General features: G+C 54.2%; 13 protein-coding genes. 5 read left to right on the top strand and 8 right to left on the bottom strand.

Annotated elements, in window-relative coordinates:
• Positions 1-127 precede the first annotated feature (127 nt).
• The 8 genes from L6966_RS05310 to iolC form a co-directional block, all read right to left on the bottom strand.
• A complete protein-coding gene (locus L6966_RS05310; protein WP_237233024.1) occupies positions 128-2,623 on the bottom strand; it encodes a hypothetical protein in 2,496 nt (831 codons plus the stop codon).
• A complete protein-coding gene (locus tag L6966_RS05315; RefSeq protein ID WP_237233025.1) occupies positions 2,616-3,713 on the bottom strand; it encodes a restriction endonuclease subunit S in 1,098 nt (365 codons plus the stop codon). The genes L6966_RS05310 and L6966_RS05315 overlap by 8 nt, the downstream gene beginning before the upstream one ends.
• A gap of 2 nt (positions 3,714-3,715) precedes the next feature.
• On the bottom strand, positions 3,716-5,425 hold the full coding sequence (locus tag L6966_RS05320; protein ID WP_237233026.1) for a type I restriction-modification system subunit M: 1,710 nt from the start codon (positions 5,423-5,425) through the stop codon (positions 3,716-3,718).
• A gap of 103 nt (positions 5,426-5,528) precedes the next feature.
• Positions 5,529-7,655 carry a hypothetical protein gene (locus tag L6966_RS05325; RefSeq protein ID WP_237233027.1) on the bottom strand — a complete coding sequence of 709 codons (2,127 nt, stop codon included), beginning with the start codon at positions 7,653-7,655 and terminating at the stop codon, positions 5,529-5,531.
• A gap of 156 nt (positions 7,656-7,811) precedes the next feature.
• Positions 7,812-9,311: a CoA-acylating methylmalonate-semialdehyde dehydrogenase gene (locus L6966_RS05330; protein ID WP_237225137.1), complete on the bottom strand. Its 1,500-nt coding sequence runs from the start codon at positions 9,309-9,311 to the stop codon at positions 7,812-7,814.
• Between the two features lie 76 nt (positions 9,312-9,387).
• Complete coding sequence (gene iolD, locus L6966_RS05335) at positions 9,388-11,301, bottom strand: 3D-(3,5/4)-trihydroxycyclohexane-1,2-dione acylhydrolase (decyclizing) (RefSeq protein ID WP_237233043.1); 1,914 nt, start codon at positions 11,299-11,301, stop codon at positions 9,388-9,390.
• Positions 11,302-11,351: 50 nt separating this feature from the next.
• Entirely contained in the window at positions 11,352-12,260 is a 909-nt protein-coding gene (locus tag L6966_RS05340; protein ID WP_083092433.1) for a Cgl0159 family (beta/alpha)8-fold protein, read from the bottom strand.
• Positions 12,261-12,294: 34 nt separating this feature from the next.
• A complete protein-coding gene (iolC, locus tag L6966_RS05345; RefSeq protein WP_237233028.1) occupies positions 12,295-13,263 on the bottom strand; it encodes a 5-dehydro-2-deoxygluconokinase in 969 nt (322 codons plus the stop codon).
• 186 nt (positions 13,264-13,449) lie between these two features.
• Between iolC and L6966_RS05350 the strand changes: the two genes are divergently transcribed.
• From L6966_RS05350 to L6966_RS05370, 5 genes are all read left to right on the top strand, one after another.
• On the top strand, positions 13,450-14,463 hold the full coding sequence (locus L6966_RS05350; RefSeq protein ID WP_237233029.1) for a sugar phosphate isomerase/epimerase family protein: 1,014 nt from the start codon (positions 13,450-13,452) through the stop codon (positions 14,461-14,463).
• 293 nt (positions 14,464-14,756) lie between these two features.
• A complete protein-coding gene (locus L6966_RS05355; RefSeq protein WP_237233030.1) occupies positions 14,757-15,518 on the top strand; it encodes a LamB/YcsF family protein in 762 nt (253 codons plus the stop codon).
• Positions 15,519-16,143: 625 nt separating this feature from the next.
• Positions 16,144-18,120 carry a glucose PTS transporter subunit IIA gene (locus L6966_RS05360; RefSeq protein WP_237233031.1) on the top strand — a complete coding sequence of 659 codons (1,977 nt, stop codon included), beginning with the start codon at positions 16,144-16,146 and terminating at the stop codon, positions 18,118-18,120.
• 46 nt (positions 18,121-18,166) lie between these two features.
• Positions 18,167-19,615: a glycoside hydrolase family 1 protein gene (locus tag L6966_RS05365; protein WP_237225132.1), complete on the top strand. Its 1,449-nt coding sequence runs from the start codon at positions 18,167-18,169 to the stop codon at positions 19,613-19,615.
• Between the two features lie 90 nt (positions 19,616-19,705).
• Positions 19,706-20,578, top strand: a complete 873-nt coding sequence (locus L6966_RS05370) for a PRD domain-containing protein (protein WP_237233032.1) — start codon at positions 19,706-19,708, stop codon at positions 20,576-20,578.
• Positions 20,579-20,709 lie beyond the last annotated feature (131 nt).

The raw sequence follows: 20,709 nt of genomic DNA on the forward strand, positions 1-20,709 counted from the left end.
TTATACCTGAATCAAATCAGGTGAGAGGGGCGGCAGCGATCACGAGACTGGGGGCCTAGGACAAAAACACTTTTGAAATCTAGCCTTTCACCATTTACGCAAATAATTGCATACACTAAATCTTGAATTACCGCTTTCTCCTCTTTTTCTTTTTTGCAGCAGGTGGAGAGCATCTAGGAATCACGCTAAGCGGGACGCACCCTCGCCGTCTCGCCTCACGGTCTAATTCTGGATTTTCTTGATAAGGATATTCCAGCAGTAAGGTCTCAACAACTTTTAGATTGGGATCAAGCAATATTCCAAAAGCAGACCTAACTCTCATCCAATGTTTTTTAATTTCAACATATTCTTTAAAATAATCAAAAAGGTAGCTTCTGGGAATTCCAACCATAAAACAAAATATCACATTGTGATCATACCCCCACGAGGCAAAACTAAAATCTACTCCGCCACGCCTTTGCATACTTCTAATACTAGCTTCATTTAATTTATTTAGAACATTTCCTTGCGCCTCAGAGCTTAGACTCCCCAAGGTGGCAGTCAGTCTCAACCAGCCCTCACCTTTGAGGCTCTCAACCTGTTCAATTATTGAAGTCAAAGGTTGGTCAATTATTTCTATTTTGGACACCGGATATCTGACAGGATCTTCAGAGTGATACATGAATGAATCCAACTCGCCTGTTAAGGTATGTATAAAAACTTTACTTTGAGAATTATAAATTCTAATATCTTTCTTTGTTGGAGGAAGCAAAGAATTATCTAATTCATATTTTCTTTGTGGATTAGGATGAAAGAATAAACCTCCATATATAAACCACATCAATAAGTCAAGTTCATCTTGTGCGGTAATAAATTTAACAGCCTCTGCTGATACCCTCGAACGTAAATAACGAATAAAGTGGACTGGGCGCTGTATTAATTTTGAGAAGACTAAAAGATCCGAAACGCTGACTACCCAGGGTAAGTTTTCATTTTGAATTATTCCGGAATCAACGAGTGTGCTTAGAGTAGGCGAGATAGAATTTAAATCTTCAAGACAAACCACAATTTGGTGAATTTCTTTTATTTCACTAAAATCGCGCCAGTTCCCATCTTTATCCCAAACACCACCGTTATACTTTAACAAATTTTTTAATCGCTGTGCCTGCCTAGAAGCTCCGGCAATAGTTTTTTCCAAGTCGGTAAAAAGTTTATTTTTATCACCTTCACGCCCGGGTTCACGAATTCCCCCTGCTTTAATTTCTACACAAATCGCGATTCCGTCAATAACGCACAGCAGATCACATTCTGTAGAGTCGGTTTTTAGATGATCTTGCGAATTTTTTGATAAGTCAAATTCATTGTTTTTCCCCGGGTTTTTATATTTAAAAGAAGGATAGAACCTTGCCTCACTACCCAAAATTAATTTAAACGTATCACAAACAAAATCTTCAAATAGCTTATCTCTAGCTTTGGAATATTTACTCCACTCTTTGAGATCCTTTTTGATCTCAGCCTCAGAAACTTTGATTATTTCATCTAGAAGAATCCCCTCAGCTATTAAATACCAAGAGTCTTCATCAATTCTAAGAATATTTTTTCTTCGCAACGGATTAAATCCATCAACGTATTTTTGCAGGACCTCTTCGCTTGTTAGCTCTGTTCTTCCTACGGAAAATATGGACAGAATTCTCCGCACCGTATCTACACTTAGATGAGATAGCATGGATATTTCTTGTGAACTAAATTCGTGATATTCAGAAGGAGAATTTGGAAAAGCGGAACTAAAAGCCTTTTCTGCCCTAATTTTCTCTTCAGAGCTCAAATCAACGGCTGAAAAATTATCACTAATTTCTCGAATTTCATTCAAAGAATCAAAAGTTGTCTTGAGCTTTCTATAAGTAGCTTCATGCGCCGCTTCCCTCACTAAGAGAACATCATTATACGTAAAACCAAAAATTTTTTTCCAGTATTTTTGAATACTAAATTTATTTATGATTGCTTCATTGATTTCACTGGATATCGATTGATACTGACGTCCACGCACAGAAGCTTCATGAGACTTCAACGATTCAGAAATTTTATTCTTTGAATCACTGTCTCTAGCCATTGATTCAAATGCATTAAAATAAGATTCTTGGATTACTTCATACAAAGCAATCCTAAGTCTATCAATATCAAGTTCCCCACCCTGACAATTCGCATCAGAATCAGAGACTAAGCTCAGCAAAGCTAACACATCCCATATCGCAATAGAGAATTGGGGAGGAGTATCGCTTTCTCGGGTATCTATAATATTTTGCTGAATTTGGATGATGCTAAGAGCATCTAAAGCATCGCTCGCACCCAAGAAGGAATATATTTCTTTTACAAAATCCTTTTTCTTCTCCAAGGGATAGTATTGGATTTCCTTATCTGATTTTACATCCTCGATATGTGCAATCATTTCTGTCATATACGAAATATGCATCTGGCTTTCGGAGACAATTAGAAATTTATTTCCATCGACGTCTTCGTACTCTAATTTATAATAATTTTCCATTTGATTATATTCACCCCTGGTAATATTTAAATAGGTGCGCAATGAAAAAGATTGTAGACTGAACAGCTTATCAGAAAATTGAGACAGCCCTCTATTATTCAATAAGTTTTCGAATTAACAAATCACGAGTTTCTGACAAAGCGAGATTTTCTTGAGTCAAGCTAAGAATATCTTTTTCAATGTCCTCAAACTCCTCAAAATTATCTACGACTGGGATCTGAAGGTTTTGTACCTGCTTGCGGTTAATTGAGCTAAATACTGTACCTTCACCCTCATACGGAGACCAAAGACCAGGTATGTTCTTCAGCAGATAGAACAGCTGGGCAGTATTGCCGTTCTTAGCTCGAATAGCAGCAACACCACGACCCACGCAGCACTCTTCGTCAGTACGGTTTAAGTCTCCGACAGGAGCTCGAACACTCAGCAAGATATCTCCTGGCTCCGCGACGCGAGTCGGAGCAGAAGTAAACACACGCGGAGTCGGATAGCGAAACCCAAAATCACGACGACCCTGATAAAAAATCAGACCTTCGCTGTCTTCGTTAAGAGTTGTGCCGGCTGGTGACTGCCCCATCACGATTTCAGCAACCTCAGATAGTTGGCAGGTCTCAGAAACATCATTTTTTTTCTGAAGGATTAAGGCATTGCCCAACCCATCCAGAGAATTCAGCAAAGCATTATTCGCCTCAATCTTGTCGTCCAAAGACCCCAAAATCTCAGCCACACGTCGCTGCTCTGAAAGTGGTGGAAGGTTACCGATGTCTAGCTTAGGGATATCCTTGACATTCAAATGTGCAACAGTTGAGCCCTCAGACCAAACCTGCATCAGCCGTTGCATTCGCGGGGATATTAGCTTGTAATGCAGATATCTTGGAACACACAATTTCTTATTCACTTTGAGCAGCACGGTGCGTTGTCCCAATGCAACCCTGACGTTTCCTACTAGCCCCACCTGACCGACTGGTGCTTCACGAGCAAGAATTAAATCACCCGCTTCTGGCTCTCCCCTCTTAGTCCATTGCAGATAAGTTTCTTGAGAAATTGGTTTAGCTTGGCTGTATAAAATTCTGCCCTCTTTTAGATGAGGGGTACCAACAGAGTACGCGTAGACTTCTTCTATGGTTTCTGGAGCTGTTTTATGCTCACAGTCAATGATTTTATCTAGAACGTCGCCCAGCTTTGCTGAAGTCATCGCTACTTCACCTCGTTCTCTGCAGCCTCAGCTGCGGCGTCCTGCCCCACTTCATCGTCCTCGCTATCAGTTGGAACCGGCGGCAAATCCAAACTCGCCAGATTCTTCTGCACCACCTCAGCAAGACGCTGGGACTCCGCAAACTGCACACTCAGCTTCTCACGCAAACGAGCAATATGAACCTCCACCGGCTCGCCGTCCTCAACTACAGCCGCAGAACCCACAAAACGTCCCGGAGTCAAAGCCCAGTCTTCATCCTCAACATCCTTCACAGATACAGACCTGGTGAAACCAGCAACATCCTCGTACTCACCCGTATTCAGCTCCGAATCAGTACCGCGCCAGCGATGCCAGGTGCCCGCAATCTTCGCAACGTCCTCATCAGAAAATACCCGAGTCGTCCGGTCAACCATATGGCCCATATCGCGGGCATCAATCATCAAAATCTCGCCCTTGCGGTCATTCTTACCGCGCTTACCAGCACCCTTATCCTTGGCAAGAACCCACACGCACACCGGAATCGCAGTACCCAAGAAGAGGTTGGCAGGCAGGGCAATCATCGCCGCCACAGCATCCCCCCGCACCATCTCCTCACGAATAGTGTTCTCACCACCCGTATTAGAGCTCATTGAGCCGTTCGCCAGCACCACAGCCGCAGTACCGCCAGCATTCAACTTGCTCCAAATATGCTGCAACCAGGCATAATTCGCATTACGCACCGGCGGAACACCAAAATTCCAGCGCGGATCATCAGTACGACGATCCCAGTCCTTCGAGTTAAAAGGCGGGTTAGCCAGCACATAGTCAAAATTCGTGCCCGCATGCTTATCCTCGGTGAAGGTATCAGCCCAACGATCACCCAAATCACCAAAAATACCGTGAATCGCAAGATTCAAACGCGCAAGGCGCCAGGTTTGGTCATTAAGCTCCTGACCATAAACCATCAGCGCAGGCTCATAGCCCTTCTCCTGCTTAAAGTAGGCACCGTGCTGCTCCACAAACTTCTCAGACTGCACAAACATGCCACCTGAACCACAGCAGGGGTCGTAGAGCTTGCCATCCACCGGCTCCAAAATATCAACCAGCGTTCGCACCACAGACCTCGGAGTATAAAACTCGCCACCACGCTGGCCCTGCTTGGCCGCAAACTTCCCCAAGAAGTACTCGTAAACTTCACCCAACACGTCCTGAGAAGAACGGCCAGTCTGCTCACGAATACCCTTAAAGTCAGCGTTCGAGAACAAATCAATCAGCCCAGCAAGACGGCGCTGATCCACATTCTCCTTGTTATAAATCTCGCTCAGCGCACCACGCAAACGATCATTCTGCTCCATAATCTCCCGCATGGCCGCATCCAGCACCTCACCAATACTGTCAGTCTTAGCAAAGTTAGTGATGTAACCCCAGCGAGCCTTCTCAGGCACAAAATAGACACCCTCACTATAGAAAGAATCAGGATCCTGGAGGGAAACCTCTAGCTCTTCGTCGAGCTCTTCCCCCTCATAACCTTCATCGATCAGCTCCTGCTTAATCTGCTGTGCACACGCATCAAAACTATCACTCACATACTTAAGGAAAATCAGGCCCAGCACAAAGTTCATGTAGTCCGCCGCGTTCATCGAACCACGCAACTTATCGGCGGCAGCCCACATCATATCGCGCAGTTCCTCAGGGGTAGAGGCAGAGGACTTATCCTTCTTCACAGTAGCCATTAGATTTCACCTTTCATTAAAAGTTTTGGTGCAAGACTACCAGCCCTGAGTTTTTCCGTGCATCAACATATGATGATACGGAAACGTATCAATATAGAATATATTATGAAAACCTGATTGAGCCCTCAGCCAAGCCCCCCAGGGTATCTTTCTCAAGAGACTCCAGAGCCAGCAACTGCTCCCGCAAAAACAGCTTCTGCTCTCGCACCTTCTTCAACTGCTGGTCCAACCGATCCACCTGCTCATTAGATACATCGCTCAACACAGCATTCAGTAGCTCGCCCGAAATACGAGCCCTCTGCCAGCTCACCTTTGACGACCCATCTCGCGCCTGAGCATCAAGCGCAGCCTGCACTAAACCAGCAAAAACCTCCAACCGAAAATCAGGCTGAACCCTACCAGGCAAGTTCCGCCTCACAATAAAGACCGGAGACTTAGCCACCATCAGACCACCACGAACCGCAAAAACAGCCGGTTGCGGGCCCTCGCACACCAAAAGATCACCATCCCGTGCAATCTCCAGATTCAGCACATCCATTGCGCTCAAAGCATCATACTCAGCAGGTAAAACGCCCACCTGGCGATAATGCTCCATAGCCTCAACATCAACAACCCGCACAGTACCCTCACCAGAAGAACCCACAGCAAGCTCAGCCAGCTTCTGCGCAGTCATACCAGCAACACGGCGCAGCTGACCGTCCTCACGAGCGCCCCCAAGCGTCCTCGTCGAGGAGCCAGAAACAGAATCTACCCGCCAGTCCAAAGAAAACGACGGGTACACAGCGCTATTAACACGCTCAACATCCCGCTCAATCCCCGATACCGCATCTGGAATACTAGACACCCGTGAAGACAACTCCACCGCACCATCAAAACCCAACTCTTTAACATCCGGCCACGGCACACGAAGTCCGCTCACCATACGGTGCTCACCAGAGGAACTATAAACTACTGCCTGCCGACTCTCATACGCCAAAGACTCAATATCATGTAAAGCCTGCTCCTGGGCTTCACGATAAAAAACGTCAAGCTTCTCAGAAAGATTTATCAAAGCAACCAGAGGGTTCTTCTCAGAACCCGATCTTCTACGATTCTCAAACACACCCAGCATAAGGCGAGCGCCAGACTCCGTCACCAGCTGCTTCTGGCCACAACTCACCAAAGCCAACAGATGGCCAGCCTCAAGCACAGACTGCCGAGGCGAATTGTCCCCAGCTACAAAGGCGGACCCAAGCACCTCCGCCCTGCCCAACACCACAACAGGCACTCCCAGAGGAGCATCAAAAAGCAGGTCCTCAATATCAGACCACTGCTGCACATCATCAACCGCAGACTTCGCAAGAGGCAGCACCACAACAATCAAGGCAGGCTCCCAGGCGCGCCTACCGCTCTCGGGCACCAGCAGAAGTTCCTCATCTGCCAAAAAGCCCAGAACCTTAGCGAAATCACTATCACCGGCTACCCCTGCACTGGTGAGCTGTAGGCCCCGCCGAGCGTCCTGAGTGAGCGCCGTAGTCTGCGCCACCTGCACCATCAAAGCCGAATCAGTACCAGACGCAAAGTGCAGCCGCACATCACCAGAAAAACGCGCACTGATACTCCGCAGGAACCCACCCAGATCATCAGAAATCTGCTCGCCCAGCTTCTGCCGCCCCATCACCAAAGAAGAAAAAAGCTGCACACCGCCCAGCACATCATCAGAGAAACGAGCTAGTGCATAGGCAGGGCACAACAAGAGAGCTAAATCTGCCGGAGTAACCTTCAAAATAAAAGGCTCTAAGTTCCCTACCATGTCAGGCGAAGCAGCCGCATAACGCCGCAACAGGGCGACAGGGCGCTCCCCCGGAGTAGGGTCCACCACCCGAAAAACCAGCACCAAGGTCATCAATGACTGAATAAGGTGCCTAAGCGCAACATTCTTCTCAAGCGCCGGAGCAACGCTACCCTCAACGGCCGCCTGCACCAGCATTTCTTCGAAAGTTCGCTTTGCCCGCAGGCGGCTCGAAGCCCACACAGCAAAATCAAAAGCATCATAGAGTGTCTCGCGGGAGGCAAGGCTCTGCTCTACCGCACGCGGGAAACCAGTACCACCATGCCGTGAAGCCCACGTAGCAATCACAGGGCGCTTCACACCAGCAACACGGGCAGCCTGCGAAGCATTCAGCCTCAACCCTGAAAAAAGAGAACGAAGCTGCTCCATATCATGCTGCTCAACAGTGCTAGACGTCATAGGTCAATTCTACTAACGAGCGCCGGGCAGACCACTGCAGAAACCGCCGTTTTACAGGCACCCAACCACTACCGGTACATATACCCATCATCAATAAGAAAACCGCCCGCCCCGGTGGATACCGAGGCGGGCGGTGCCGTCCTGAACTAACTAACGCTAGTTGCGGGACTCGAAGTTAAAGGAGGTTGCGGAGACGTCCTTGCGCTCGGGGAAGCGCTGAGTCACAGCCTTGTTGCGGGTGTAGAAGCGCAGGCCGTCCTCACCGTAGACGTGGTGCTCGCCGAACAGCGAGTCGTTCCAGCCACCGAAGGAGTGGTTAGCCAGGGGCACAGGCAGGGGAACATTAACACCCACCATGCCGACCTTGATATCACGGGTGAACTTGCGGGCAGCGTAGCCAGAGTCGGTGAAAATGCAGGTGCCGTTGCCAAAGGGGTTGGAGTTAATCACCTCGATACCCTCTTCCAGGGAATCAACACGCACAACAACCAGTACAGGGCCGAAGATTTCCTCGGCGTAGGCACTCATCTCACGCTTGACGTTATCAATCAGGGTAGGGCCTACGAAGTAGCCGTTCTCATGGTCTTCTACCAGGATGTCGCGGCCGTCCACCACGATAGCTGCGCCGTCAGCCTCAGCTTCGGTGATGATGCGCTTGACGCGATCTCGAGAGGCGGGGGTGATGAGCGGGCCCATGTCGGCGCCAGCGTCCATACCGTTGGCCACCTTGACCTCGCGTGCCTTGGCGGCAACACGCTCAACGACGATATCCGCAGCCTCGCCCACCGCGACGGCTACGGAAATCGCCATGCAACGCTGGCCTGCTGCACCGAAGGCAGCGGCGGTCAGGTGGTCTGCCACAACATCCATGTTGGCGTCAGGCATAATGAGCGCATGGTTCTTAGCGCCGCCAAGAGCCTGCACGCGCTTGCCGTTCTTGGTGGCGGTAGCGTGAACGTACTGGGCGATGGGGGTGGAGCCGACGAAGGAGACACCGTCAATATCACTATGGTTGAGTAGGCCGTCTACCATTTCCTTGCCGCCATGCAGCACGTTGAAGACGCCGTCGGGCAGGCCGGCTTCCTTCCAGAGCTTGGCAATGAAGTTGGCTGCGCCAGGGTCACGCTCGGAGGGCTTGAGGATGAAGGTGTTACCGGCTGCGATAGCCAGGGGGGCCATCCAGAGCTGGATCATGACGGGGAAGTTGAAGGGGGTGATACCCGCGACGACACCCAGGGGCTGACGGAGCGAGTAGGCATCGATGCCGGTGGCTGCCTGGGGGGTGTAGGTGCCAGAGATGAGGTTTGTGATACCGCAGGCATACTCAACAATTTCCTGGCCGCGGGCAATCTCACCCTTGGCATCAGAGAGGACCTTGCCGTGTTCACGCACTACAAGCTCTGCCAGTTCGTCAGTGTTGGCAACCAGCAGTTCACGGAACTTGAAGAGAATGGAGGTGCGCTTGGCGAGGGAAAGTTCACGCCAGGTTTCGGATGCGGTCTTTGCAGCACCTACTGCTGCCTCGAGTTCGGTGGTACCACCCAGGTGCAGAGAGCCGATGGTTTCACCGGTGGCGGGGTTGAAGATGTCCTGGCGTTCGGTGCCTGCACTGGCTACTTCTGCGCCGTTGATGAAGTGCTGTACTTGGTAGGTCACGGGGTTCTCCTTGGTCGGGGTTTGATAGATGGAGTGTGGGGTAGGCGGGGCAGGGTGCAAGGGGCCCTCCTGGTCTTTAGAGGAAGGTGCGCTGCTTGGTCTTCCAGTCAGCGTAGGTTTCGTAGGCCTTCTGGGTGGATTCCAGGTCACTAGCGCCGGTGACGGGCACATCCCACCAGGACTCTGATGAGGGGGCGTCGACGAGCGGGTCTGATTCAACGTGAATGACGATAGGGCCGGACCCTTCGGGCGCTGCCTTGGCTTCTGCTATGGCTACCATGAGGTCTTCGCGGGCGTTCTCACCGGGTTCGACTCGGACGACGCGGACGCCCAGGGATTCAGCGTTGGCTGCCAGGTCAATGGGCAGGGTGTCACCGTGATCGAAGGAGTGATTCTCTGCATCGTGCATGCGGTACTTGGTGCCGAAACGCTGGGAACCCAGGGACTCAGATAGAGCGCCGATGGAGGCATAGCCGTGGTTCTGAATAAGAACGGTGATGAGCTTGATTCCCTCAGCAACAGCAGTCACCAGCTCAGTGTGCATCATCAGGTAGGAGCCGTCGCCCACCATGACCACCACGTCGCGGCCGTCCTTGGTATCCAGGGAGGCGCGCTTAACGCCAAGGCCGCCGGGGATTTCGTAACCCATGCAGGAGTAGGCGTACTCAACGTGGTAGCCGTGAGTGTCTTTGACACGCCAGAGCTTGTGCAGGTCCCCGGGCAGAGAGCCGGCGGCGCAGATGACGACGTCGCGGTCGTCCATTGCCTCGTTGACGGCGCCGATGATTTCGTTCTGGCTCATCAGGGGGCGGTGGCGCTCTGCGAAGGCGGAGTCTACGATGCCGTCCCAGCGCTTCTTCTCGTCGGCAACCTGCTGACGGACAGCGTCCGAGACGCTAAAGCCACTCGTTGCCTCATTGAGCTTGACCAGCGCCTTGCGGGCGTCGGCGACGACGGTGAGGGAGGTGCCCTGCTTGTAGGCGTCGAAGGAGGCGACGTTGATGTTGACGAACTTGACATCGGGGTTCTGGAAGGCGGTACGGGAGGCGGTGGTGAAGTCCTCGTAGCGGGTGCCGATACCGATGATGAGGTCGGCTTCGCGAACCAGAGCGTTAGATGCAGTGGAGCCGGTGGAGCCAACGGCACCGAGGCAGAGGGGGTGGTCCCAGTTCATGACGCCCACAGCTGCCTGAGTGTAGGCGACGGGAATGCCGGTTGCTTCTGCGAACTTCTGCAGCTCGTCAGTGGCGAAAGCATAGTGCACACCGCCACCGGCGATGATGACGGGCTTCTTAGCGTCGCGGATCGCTGATACTGCGGCGCGGATTTCCGCATCCTCCGCTTCGGGGCGGCGGATACGCCATTCGCGGGGAGCGAGGAATTCGTCCGGCACCTCGATGATTTCCGCCTGGACGTCCTGGGGCAGAGCAATAGTGACGGCACCGGTTTCAACGGGGTCAGTCAGCACACGCATGCCACCCAGCAGGGAGGCAAAGAGCATTTCGGGGCGCCAGACGCGGTCAAAGTAGCGAGAGACAGGGCGGAAGATGTCGTTGACAGTGATGTCGCCTGCATCGGGCCGTTCCAGCTGCTGCAGCACAGGGTCAGCAGCGCGGGTGGCGAACTGGTCTGAGGGCAGCAGAAGCGCGGGCAGACGGTTGGTGGTCGCCAGGGCGGCGCCGGTAACCATGTTGGAGGAGCCGGGACCAATGGAGGTGGTGACGGCATAGGTTGCGCGGCGGCGGGTGTGGCGGGCGTAGCCCACTGCCTGGTGCACCTGAGCCTGTTCGTTGCGCCCCTGGTAGTAGGGCATAAGCTCAGGTTCAAGTTCCTGGTACTGGCGCAAGGCCTGGCCTACGCCTGCAACATTGCCGTGACCGAAGATACCGAACATGCCGGGGATTGTACGTTCACGATACTCAACGCCTGCAACCTCATCCACGGTGTATTGATTACCGAGGAACTTGACGGTGGCCTGAGCTACGGACATTTTCTGGGTTGCCATGGTCTTCTTTCTGCCTGCAGAGAGTTTAGGTAGGTTTACGCTTGCTGGTTAAGCAGGGAGGCGGCGGTTGCTACTGCTCCAGCGACGTCGCCGTCTTCGGGGTAGAGCAGGGTACGGCCCACGGTAAGTCCCTGCACCCCAGGGAGTTTGAGGGCTGCTTCCCAAGTGGCGAAGACTTCGTCGGGGGCACCTGAGGGGTCGCCGCCGAGCAGGACGGTAGGCAGGGTGGTTGCCGCCATGACGCGTTCCATCTCGTCCACGACGGGGAGCTTCATCCAGGTGTAGGCACTTGAAGCACCCAGGGCGGAGGCGATACCCACGGACTTGATGACCGCATCTGCGCTCAGATTATTGCGGATAGCACCGTCCACGGTTTCGGAGATGAAAGGCTCCACCATGGCATAGAGACCACGCTCAACCAGGGAGTCTACTGCTTTCGCGGTGGCTTCGAGAGTGGCAACGGTATTGGGGTCACCATAGTGAATGCGGGTGAGCATTTTGCCGCCGTCTGCGCCGAGCCTAACCAGCATGTCTGCGGTATGGCCTGTGAAGCGGTCGTCCATTTCGTTAATCAGGCCGGAGAGACCGCCGCGATTCATGGAACCAAAGACGAGCTTGCCGTCGAGGGCACCGAGCAGGAGCAGGTCGTCGAGGATATCAGGGGAGGCGAGGACGCCATCCACGGCGGGGTTGGCGAGGGCTACCTGCAGGCGGTCGAGCAAATCACGGCGGTCTGCCATTGCCAGGGGGTTGCTACCGACCTTGTTGGCACCGCGGGCAGGGTGATCTGCGGCCACAATGAAGTTCTGCGTGCCGTAGGTGGCACCGGGGTGACGCTTACGGTTTTCAGCCGCACGGAAAACTGCCTGTGGGTCCTCAAGGCGGAGCTGAGTGAGGTGTTCGTAGCGCTTGGGGTCGCGCTCTTCGGTGAGGTTGATTGACATGGGGTGTACTGTACTTCTTCCGTGAAGAGGGCTTTTAGAAGCTGCGGCCGCGTTCTTCGAGCAGAGCCTTGACCTCTGACTCTACGGGCATTGCTTCAGAGCAGGCGATTTGGGAAGCGACGATAGCACCAGCGGCATTGGCGAAGTCTAGGACCTGTTGCAGGGGCCAGCCTGAGAGAATACCGTGGGTGAAAGCACCGCCAAAGGAGTCACCTGCACCGAGGCCGTTAGCGGTTTCAACGGGCACGGGTGCAGAGACGATACGTTCGGTAGCGGTCTTAGCCATAACACCCTGAGCACCCATCTTGACGACAGCAATCTTGACGCCTGCTTCGAGGAGGCGATCTGCCTGCTCGTCAGGGGTGCCGTCACCGACTGCGGTGGCGCATTCTTCACGGTTGCCGATGGCGATAGTAGCGTATTTGAGGGATTCCCTAGCCGCTGCCGTAGCGTCATCGGGCTTGGCCCAAAACATGGGGCGGAAGTCTAGGTCTAGAATCGTGTGCTGGTCTTCTGCCAGGTCTTCGCGGGGGCGGGCTGCATGGGCTGCTAGCTGGGCCTCGCGGGCTGGTTCCTGGCAGAGACCGGTGAGGGTAGTCCAGAAAATCTTGGTGGTTTTAACCGCGTCCATGTCAATCTCATCTGCGGTAATCTGCAGGTCTGGGGCGGTGGGAAAACGGCCGTAGAAGTAGAGGGGAAAGTCTTCGGGGGGCCTGATAGCGCAGAAGGTGACGCAGGTCTGAAGGTCGTTGTTAACGATGACGTTCTTGTCGTCTGAGCCGTAGCGGTTGAGTTCGCGGCGTAGGAAGACACCGAAGGGGTCGTTACCGACGCTGGTGATGACCGAGGTCTTGTGCCCGTACTTTGCAGCGGCAACGGCAACATTGGCCGGTGATCCCCCAAGATATTTGCCGAAGCTGGTGACATCTTCCAGCCCAACTCCGATGTCGTGGGGGTAAACATCTACGCTGATACGGCCCATGGTTAGTAGTTCGTAGCTCATGATTACTTGTATGTCCTTTACACGATAGTAGAGGTTTACTACACACTAGAGTGCTACAAGACATACCCATCTGTCAAACTTTGTACTTACATATTGACAAAAGAGGTTGCTGGGCATTTAAATAGTGCATCAAGGCAGGTCGTGTCATCTGCCCAAGACCTACCCCACGTGCTCATAAGGAGAACCATGAAGCTCGGTGTCTACAGCGCAATCCTGCACGACCGCCCCCTGGAAGAAGCCCTCAGCATCGTCGCTGATCTTGGCCTCTCAGGTTACGAACTCAACACCGGCGGCTTCCTGCCGCCCGTCCACGTCCCCATTGATGACATTCTCGATAACCCCAAACTCTCAAGGGACTACCTGAAAAAATTTGAAACAGCCGGAGTAGAAATTGCAGGTCTCAACTGCAACGGAAATCCCCTGCACCCCAACCCCAAAATTGGTGAAAAACACGCAGAAGACCTGCGCAAATCTATCCGCCTCGCTCCCCTACTAGGCCAAACCCGCGTGGTCACCATGAGCGGGCTCCCCGGCACAGAGCCCGGCACCAAGCACCCGGCCTGGCACGTTAACGCCTGGAACTCCGGCACCCTGGACTCTCTTGACTACCAGTGGGACATCGCCGCAGAGTTCTGGGCTGAAATTGAGGAGCTAGCTGCCGATAACGGCGTGAAGGTAGCCCTAGAACTGCACCCTCAAAACCTGGTCTTCAACCCACCTACTGCCAGGCGCCTAGTAGAGCGTATCGGTGCCACTCATATCGGCGTCGAGCTCGATGCCTCCCACCTTTTCTGGCAGCAGATGGACCCCATTAAGTGCGTTGAATGGCTCGGCGATCTCACCTACCACGCCGCAGCCAAGGACGTCCGTATCAATCGAGAAAACGCCGAAATCTACGGCGTGCTTGACGAACGCTTCCGCCGCCTTGACCCCAGCGAAAACCGCACCAACCTCGGTGGTGACGAATGGGTCAACGAGTGGCCCAAGGACTCCGCCTGGGACTTTGTCGCCGTTGGCGTTGGGCATGATGCCACCTATTGGGCAGAGTTTATGAAGGCCCTCTACAGCGTAGATGAGAACATGTGGGTCAACATTGAACATGAGGACACCTCCATGGGACCGATTGAAGGCCTGGAATACGCCGCCGAAACTCTTTTCGAAGCGGCCCGCATCGCGGGCATAGACATCAAGGGGAAGTAGCCACCAGTCACAGGCAAAAACCCTTAGACATAGGCTCGGCTGCACCCGTCCACCTGAAAAGAGCGGGCCAGCTGGCCCGCTCTTTTCAATCACACACACATTTCTTGCGGCCCTCACGGGCGGCTTACCTTTATTTCAGAAGAAACACACACTTTTTCTGAAAGGGACTCTCTCAAGTCTTGTCAGCTCCACCGGTTATCTCTCCGGCTGACTGGTACTACCAGTATGGCAAGACGGCCTATGCGCTGACCTAGGTGAACCTGTGTAGCTGCTGTGCGAGTTAGGCTTAGGGCATGAGCACTGTAACGATTGACTTGAACTCTGATTCTGGGGAGTCTTTTGGCTCCTGGGCCATGGGCGACGACGCTGCAATGATGCAGACCGTCTCTTCAGCCAATATCGCGTGCGGTTTTCATGCAGGTGACCCGTCGGTTGCCCGGTCAACGGTGCGCTCTGCTCGTGAGAACGGGGTGACGGTGGGCGCCCACGTTTCTTACCCTGACCTGGCTGGATTTGGGCGCCGCTTTATAGATATGACCGCTACCGAGCTCACCGATGCGGTGATCTACCAGGTAGGGGCACTTGAGGCGGTGGCCCGGGTTGAGGGCACCGAGGTGCGCTACTGTAAGCCCCACGGTGGGCTCTACAACGCCATTGTTCACCACGAGGTGCAGGCTGCGGCGGTGGCTCAGGCCCTGCATGAGCTCGGTGACCTGCCGATTCTCTGTATGCCCAACTCGGCGGTTGCCCGTGAAGCCGAGGCGCTGGGCGTTCCGGTTTTCTATGAGGCTTTTGCCGACCGTGGCTACACCCCGGCAGGCAAGCTGGTCTCGCGCCGCGAGCCCGGCGCGGTCATTCACGACCCGGACGTCGTGGCCTCCCGGGTGCTCCGCATGGCAGTGGAGCACAAGGTTGTAGCCGTTGACGGCTCAGTTGTTCCCCTGCACGCCGATAGTATCTGTGTGCACGGCGATACCCCCGGTGCCGTAGCCATCGCCGCGCGCGTTCGGGCCGAACTGGAGAAGACGGGGGTGGGCGTCCGCGCCTTCATCTAGCCCCACCTGGTTAAAGCTCCTGACCTGTGGATAAATCTCGTCATGCAGAAGTCACATTTCGCCCAAGTCATATAAAGTAGCAAAATAGACGGCAGCATCAGTTGGAGCGGCTTGCCTACCGGGTGGTTCGTGCCCAGTGGGAGGACCTTGTGACCCACCCTGAGCGGCTACGGGAACGGCTGCTAGCGGCCGGTGTTCGGTAGCTGGCTGAGTTCGCGGCTGGTTGAATGCCCCTGTTTTTGCCGAGCACCCCTCTCTAGGTGGCACTCTCGGCAAAAACAGGGGCATTCGGCGCTACAGCCCAAAGGGGTTGCAGCTGGCCCCACCCTGCACTAGAGTGGGGTGCACAACAGTTATGATTAACTGGCAATCCTAGGGTTGTTACTTAGGCAGCTACCTGTCCGCAAGGCCGGTAGCTGTACTGGAGGCAAGACCTAAGCATTACCGCCACACGTGGCGTTAAGGCTTGGGTCTTTTTTATTTCCCTATGGCAGGACGCCCGCTTCGGCAGGCTCCTACCACGGCAGGTAGAAAAGACCCCGGCACCGTACACCAGCACATCACCCTTTCATGGTGGTCTGCTCCTGTAAGGGCCCGGGACTGCCTGACTATCAAGGAGAATACCGTGGCAACAACCAAGGTAGATTACGCCCAGACCGGGCTTGCTGTGCTCGATGCCGTAGGCGGCGAAGAAAACGTCAGCTCGCTGGCCCACTGCGCCACTCGCCTACGCTTCACCCTCGAAGATAACTCCGTGCCCAATAAGGCAGAGGTTATGGCAATCCCCGGCGTTATTACCGTGATGGAAGCCGGAGGTCTGTACCAGGTCGTCATCGGTAACGATGTGGTGAAGTCATACGATTCCATCATGGCTCACACCAGCCTAGCTTCAGACGTCAGGGAAGGAGGAGCAGGAGAGAAGTCCAAGAACCCCTTCAGCCGGTTCATCTCCATGATTTCAGCTCTCTTCTCACCGATTATTTGGACTCTTGCTGCGACCGGCCTAATCAAGGCGTTCCTGGCGCTCTTCACCGCGGGTATTCCCCTATTGAATACAGAGTCACAAAGCTACGCTATCCTCAATTCGTTAGGCGACGCCTTTATCTACTTCATGCCTCTTGCTCTTGCAGTTTCAGGCGCTAAATACTTCAAGGTCAATGTTGGTACGTCAATTGCGATCGCTGCCTTCTTGGTCTATCCCACAATTTACGGCATGTTTGAAGCCGGTAATCCGGTGAGCTTCTTCGGTATTCCGGTTGTCATGGCGCCCTACGTTTACTCAGTGTTCCCCATTGTCGTCGCTGTATGGGTGCAGAGCATTATTGAGCCTCGCCTCATGAAGAGCCTCCCCTCATGGATGCGTAACTTCACGGTGCCGTTCATCGTGCTCGCCGTGGTTGGCCTACTGACTTTGATCATTGTAGGCCCTATCATTACGGCTGCCACCAACCTTGTCGCGGCTGGTCTCACCTGGATTTGGGGTCCTATGCCATGGCTTGGTGGCTTCATGATGGGTATGTTCTGGCAGGTCTTCGTGATGTTTGGTCTGCACTGGGGTCTTACTCCCATCATGATGAATGAGATTGCCTTAGACGGATACTCACTCCTCTTCGGCGCTCTGCCCTCAGCAGTGGTAGCACAGTGTGCTGCGGCACTTGCTGTTTCTCTGCGCACTAAAGACCAAAAGCTCCGCCAGATGGGTCTCCCCACCTCGATTGCTGGCTTCTTCTCAGGTGTGACAGAACCCATCGTCTATGGTGTAAACCTTCCTCTCAAAAAGCCCTTTCTGATTGGTATTACAGCAGGCGGTATCGGTGGTGCTCTTGCAGCTACAGGTGGTAGCGGTTCAACTGCGAATGTTTTCGCATCTGTGCTCACCCTCCCCGCCTTCCTCGGCGTAGGTAACTTTACACTGCAACTTATCGGTGTTGCTACTGCGGGCATTCTCGGTTTTGTCGTTACCTTCATGTTCGGTATACCCAAGGAGCAAGCTGAGGTAGCGGTCGCTTCTACCGGCGGTGCACCCGACCTAAGCCCCGAGGCATCGCAGCTATCGGCACCCCTGCCCGCCGATTCTAAGATTGTTCCTGCAGACGCTGTTGTGGTTCCTGCTAACGCGGTAGTCACCCTGCCGGCTGACTCCACCAACACCACCGACCTGGTTGCCCCTGCAACCGGCCAGGCGATTCCCCTGTCAGCAATTGACGACCCGGTTTTCTCCTCCGGTGCCATGGGCCAGGGCCTGGGCGTCATCCCCACAGACGGGCGTGTTTATGCCCCTATCGCAGGTAAGGTAGTCACCGCTATGGCTACTGGTCACGCCTTCGGTATCCGCTCAGAGACCGGGGTTGAAGTACTCATTCACGTGGGGGTCGACACCGTGCAGATGAACGGGGACGGCTTCACCCCCCACGTGACCAAAGGCGATACAGTGACAGCAGGCCAGCCCCTACTCACCTTTGACCGTTCCAAGGTTGCTGCCGCAGGCTACTCCGATACCGTCATCACCATCATCACAAACTCAGGCTCTTTTACCACCATTGAACCTCGGGTAGGCGGTAGCCTCGTAGCCGGTGAAATCGCCGTCATCGTCGAGCGCTAAGCCACCGAACCCAATACCAACGTCCTCAACAGAAAAGGAAAAGACCGTGTACCACAAGCAGCTCAAGCCCTTCCCCCAGAACTTCCTCTGGTCAGCCTCCACCTCCGCCTACCAGGTCGAAGGTGCCTGGAACGAAGGCGGCCGAGGCCCCATCGGCACCGACCTTCGCACCGATTTTCCCGAAGGCACCAGCGACTACAAGGTGGGGGCAGACCACTACCACCGCTATAAAGAAGACGTAGCCCTCATGGCTGAGATGGGCTTTACCGCCTACCGTTTCTCTATCGCCTGGTCCCGTATTCTGCCTACCGGCCGAGGCGAGGTAAACCCCGAAGGCATCCAGTTCTACCACAATCTCATCGACGAACTGCGCGCCCACAACATCGAACCGATCGTCACCATGTTCCACTTCGACACCCCTGCGGCCCTCGACGAGATGGGCGGCTGGGCCAACCGCGAAGTATCAGAACTCTTTGTCGATTACGCCCGCGTACTCTTCGAAGAATACGGTGGCAAGGTCAAGTACTGGCTGACCATCAATGAACAGAATATGATGATTCTGCACGGGGCAGCCATCGGTATCCTCAAGACCCTCACCGACAACCCCGCCAAGGAGCTCAACCAGATTAACCACAACATGTTCCTAGCCCAGGCCAAGAGCATGATTCTGTTGCACGAGATGCACCCGCAGGCCAAGATTGGCCCGGCCCCCAACATCGCCTACGTCTACCCGGCCTCATCCAAGCCTGAGGACGTCATTGCAGCTGATAATTACAACGCGGTACGCAACTGGCTCTACCTCGACCTTGCCGCCCGCGGCGAGTACAACTCCACGGCCTGGGCCATCATGGAGGCAAAGGGCACCGCCCCCGACATTGCCGAGGGTGATATGCAGATTCTTAGAGCAGCCCGCCCTGACTTCATCGCCTTCAACTACTACGCCACCCACACCATGGCCAATGCCCCCTACGGCCAGTCTGCTTCTGAGCTTGACCAGGAGGCCGACCAGCAGATTGCCCTGGGAGAGGAGGGCTTCTTCAAGGCCGTCTCGAACCCACACCTGCAGAAGACCCAGTTTGGCTGGGAGATTGACCCGGTGGGTATGCGTATGACCTACCGCGCGATCTGGGATCGCTACCATCTGCCCCTTATCGTCACCGAGAACGGCCTGGGAGCCTTCGATGAGCTCACCGAGGACGGCCGCGTACACGATGACTACCGTATCGACTACCTGCGCAAACACCTGGAGCAGACCCAGCTAGCGATCTCAGACGGGGTGCAGGTGCTGGGCTACTCCCCCTGGAGCGCCATTGACCTGGTTTCAACCCACCAGGGCATTTCAAAGCGCTACGGCTTTATCTACGTCAACCGTGACGAGTTCGATCTCAAGGATCTGGCCCGCTACCGTAAGGACTCCTTCTTCTGGTACCAGCAGCTCATTGCCACAGGTGAGCTACCCGCTGAGGACTGGGAACCTACCTATCCTGAGAATTAGGGGCGTGAGGACGTCGGCAGGTGAGTAGCACTGGCGGTGCAGCTCACCTGCCCCTACGGTGAGGCAGTAGGAGGATGTGAAGGAAGCACCATGAAAATAGCACATGTCTATAACAATAATGTGGTGCTCGCCCGCACCAATGAAGGTAAAGAGGTCGTTGTCATCGGGCGAGGCCTGGCCTTCAACAAAAAGAAGGGTGCCACGGTTGACCCTGCTCAGGTGGAGCAGACCTTCGTACCTGAGAACCCAGGTACGGATTACGCTGCCGCCATGCTCGCGGAGCTGCCCTCGGACGTCCTGGCCCTGGCCTCAGAGCTGGAGCAGCATGCCAGCCGGGTACTTGGCTTTAACCTGGCGCACTCGCTGGTACTCCCTCTAGCGGATCACCTTTCCTACGCCCTGGAACGTGTGCGGGAGGGTCAGACCATGGAGTTTCCGCTGTCGATAGAGGTTTCGCAGTTGTACCCGCGGGAGTACGGTTTTGGCCAGTATGCGGTGCAGCTGGTGAGCCAGCGGCTGGGGGTGGAGTTGCAGCCTGAGGAAGCAACTGCTTTTGCTATGCACCTGGTCAACACCCAGTTTGAAGGGTCTGATTTGAATAAGACCTACCGCATGACTGAGGTGTTCTCGCAGATTTTCAGCGTCATTTCTTTTGCCTACAATCGGCCGCTGAATCAGAATCACATGTCGGTGGCCCGCTTTGTGACCCACCTGCGCTATCTTTTTGTGCGCACGGAACAAAATACCGGAGAGAGGGGCAGTGGTGGGCAGGCCAGCGCTATTCCGGCGATTCACGAGGCGGTGATGTCTAGCTACCCTAAGGCCTATAGCTGTGCTGGCAAGGTAAGGGTTCTTTTAGAGATGCATTTGGGCACTGAGCTGAGCCGTGATGAACAGACCTATTTGGCGATTCATATCTCGCGACTAGCTCAGGATTTGTGGGGGGACCCCTCAACAGACTAGCTCGGGCAATAACTAGCTTACTTGCGTGCCGCCCGCCACATCTGCCAGAATTGTTGAACAATCAAGAGGTGATGAGGGCAGTTGCTCTGGCAGAGCCACCCACAGCCTCTCGGTTGCCCCGCAGTCGCACC

Origin of the sequence: Rothia nasisuis, assembly GCF_928381405.1 — a bacterium.
GTDB lineage: Bacteria > Actinomycetota > Actinomycetes > Actinomycetales > Micrococcaceae > Rothia > Rothia nasisuis.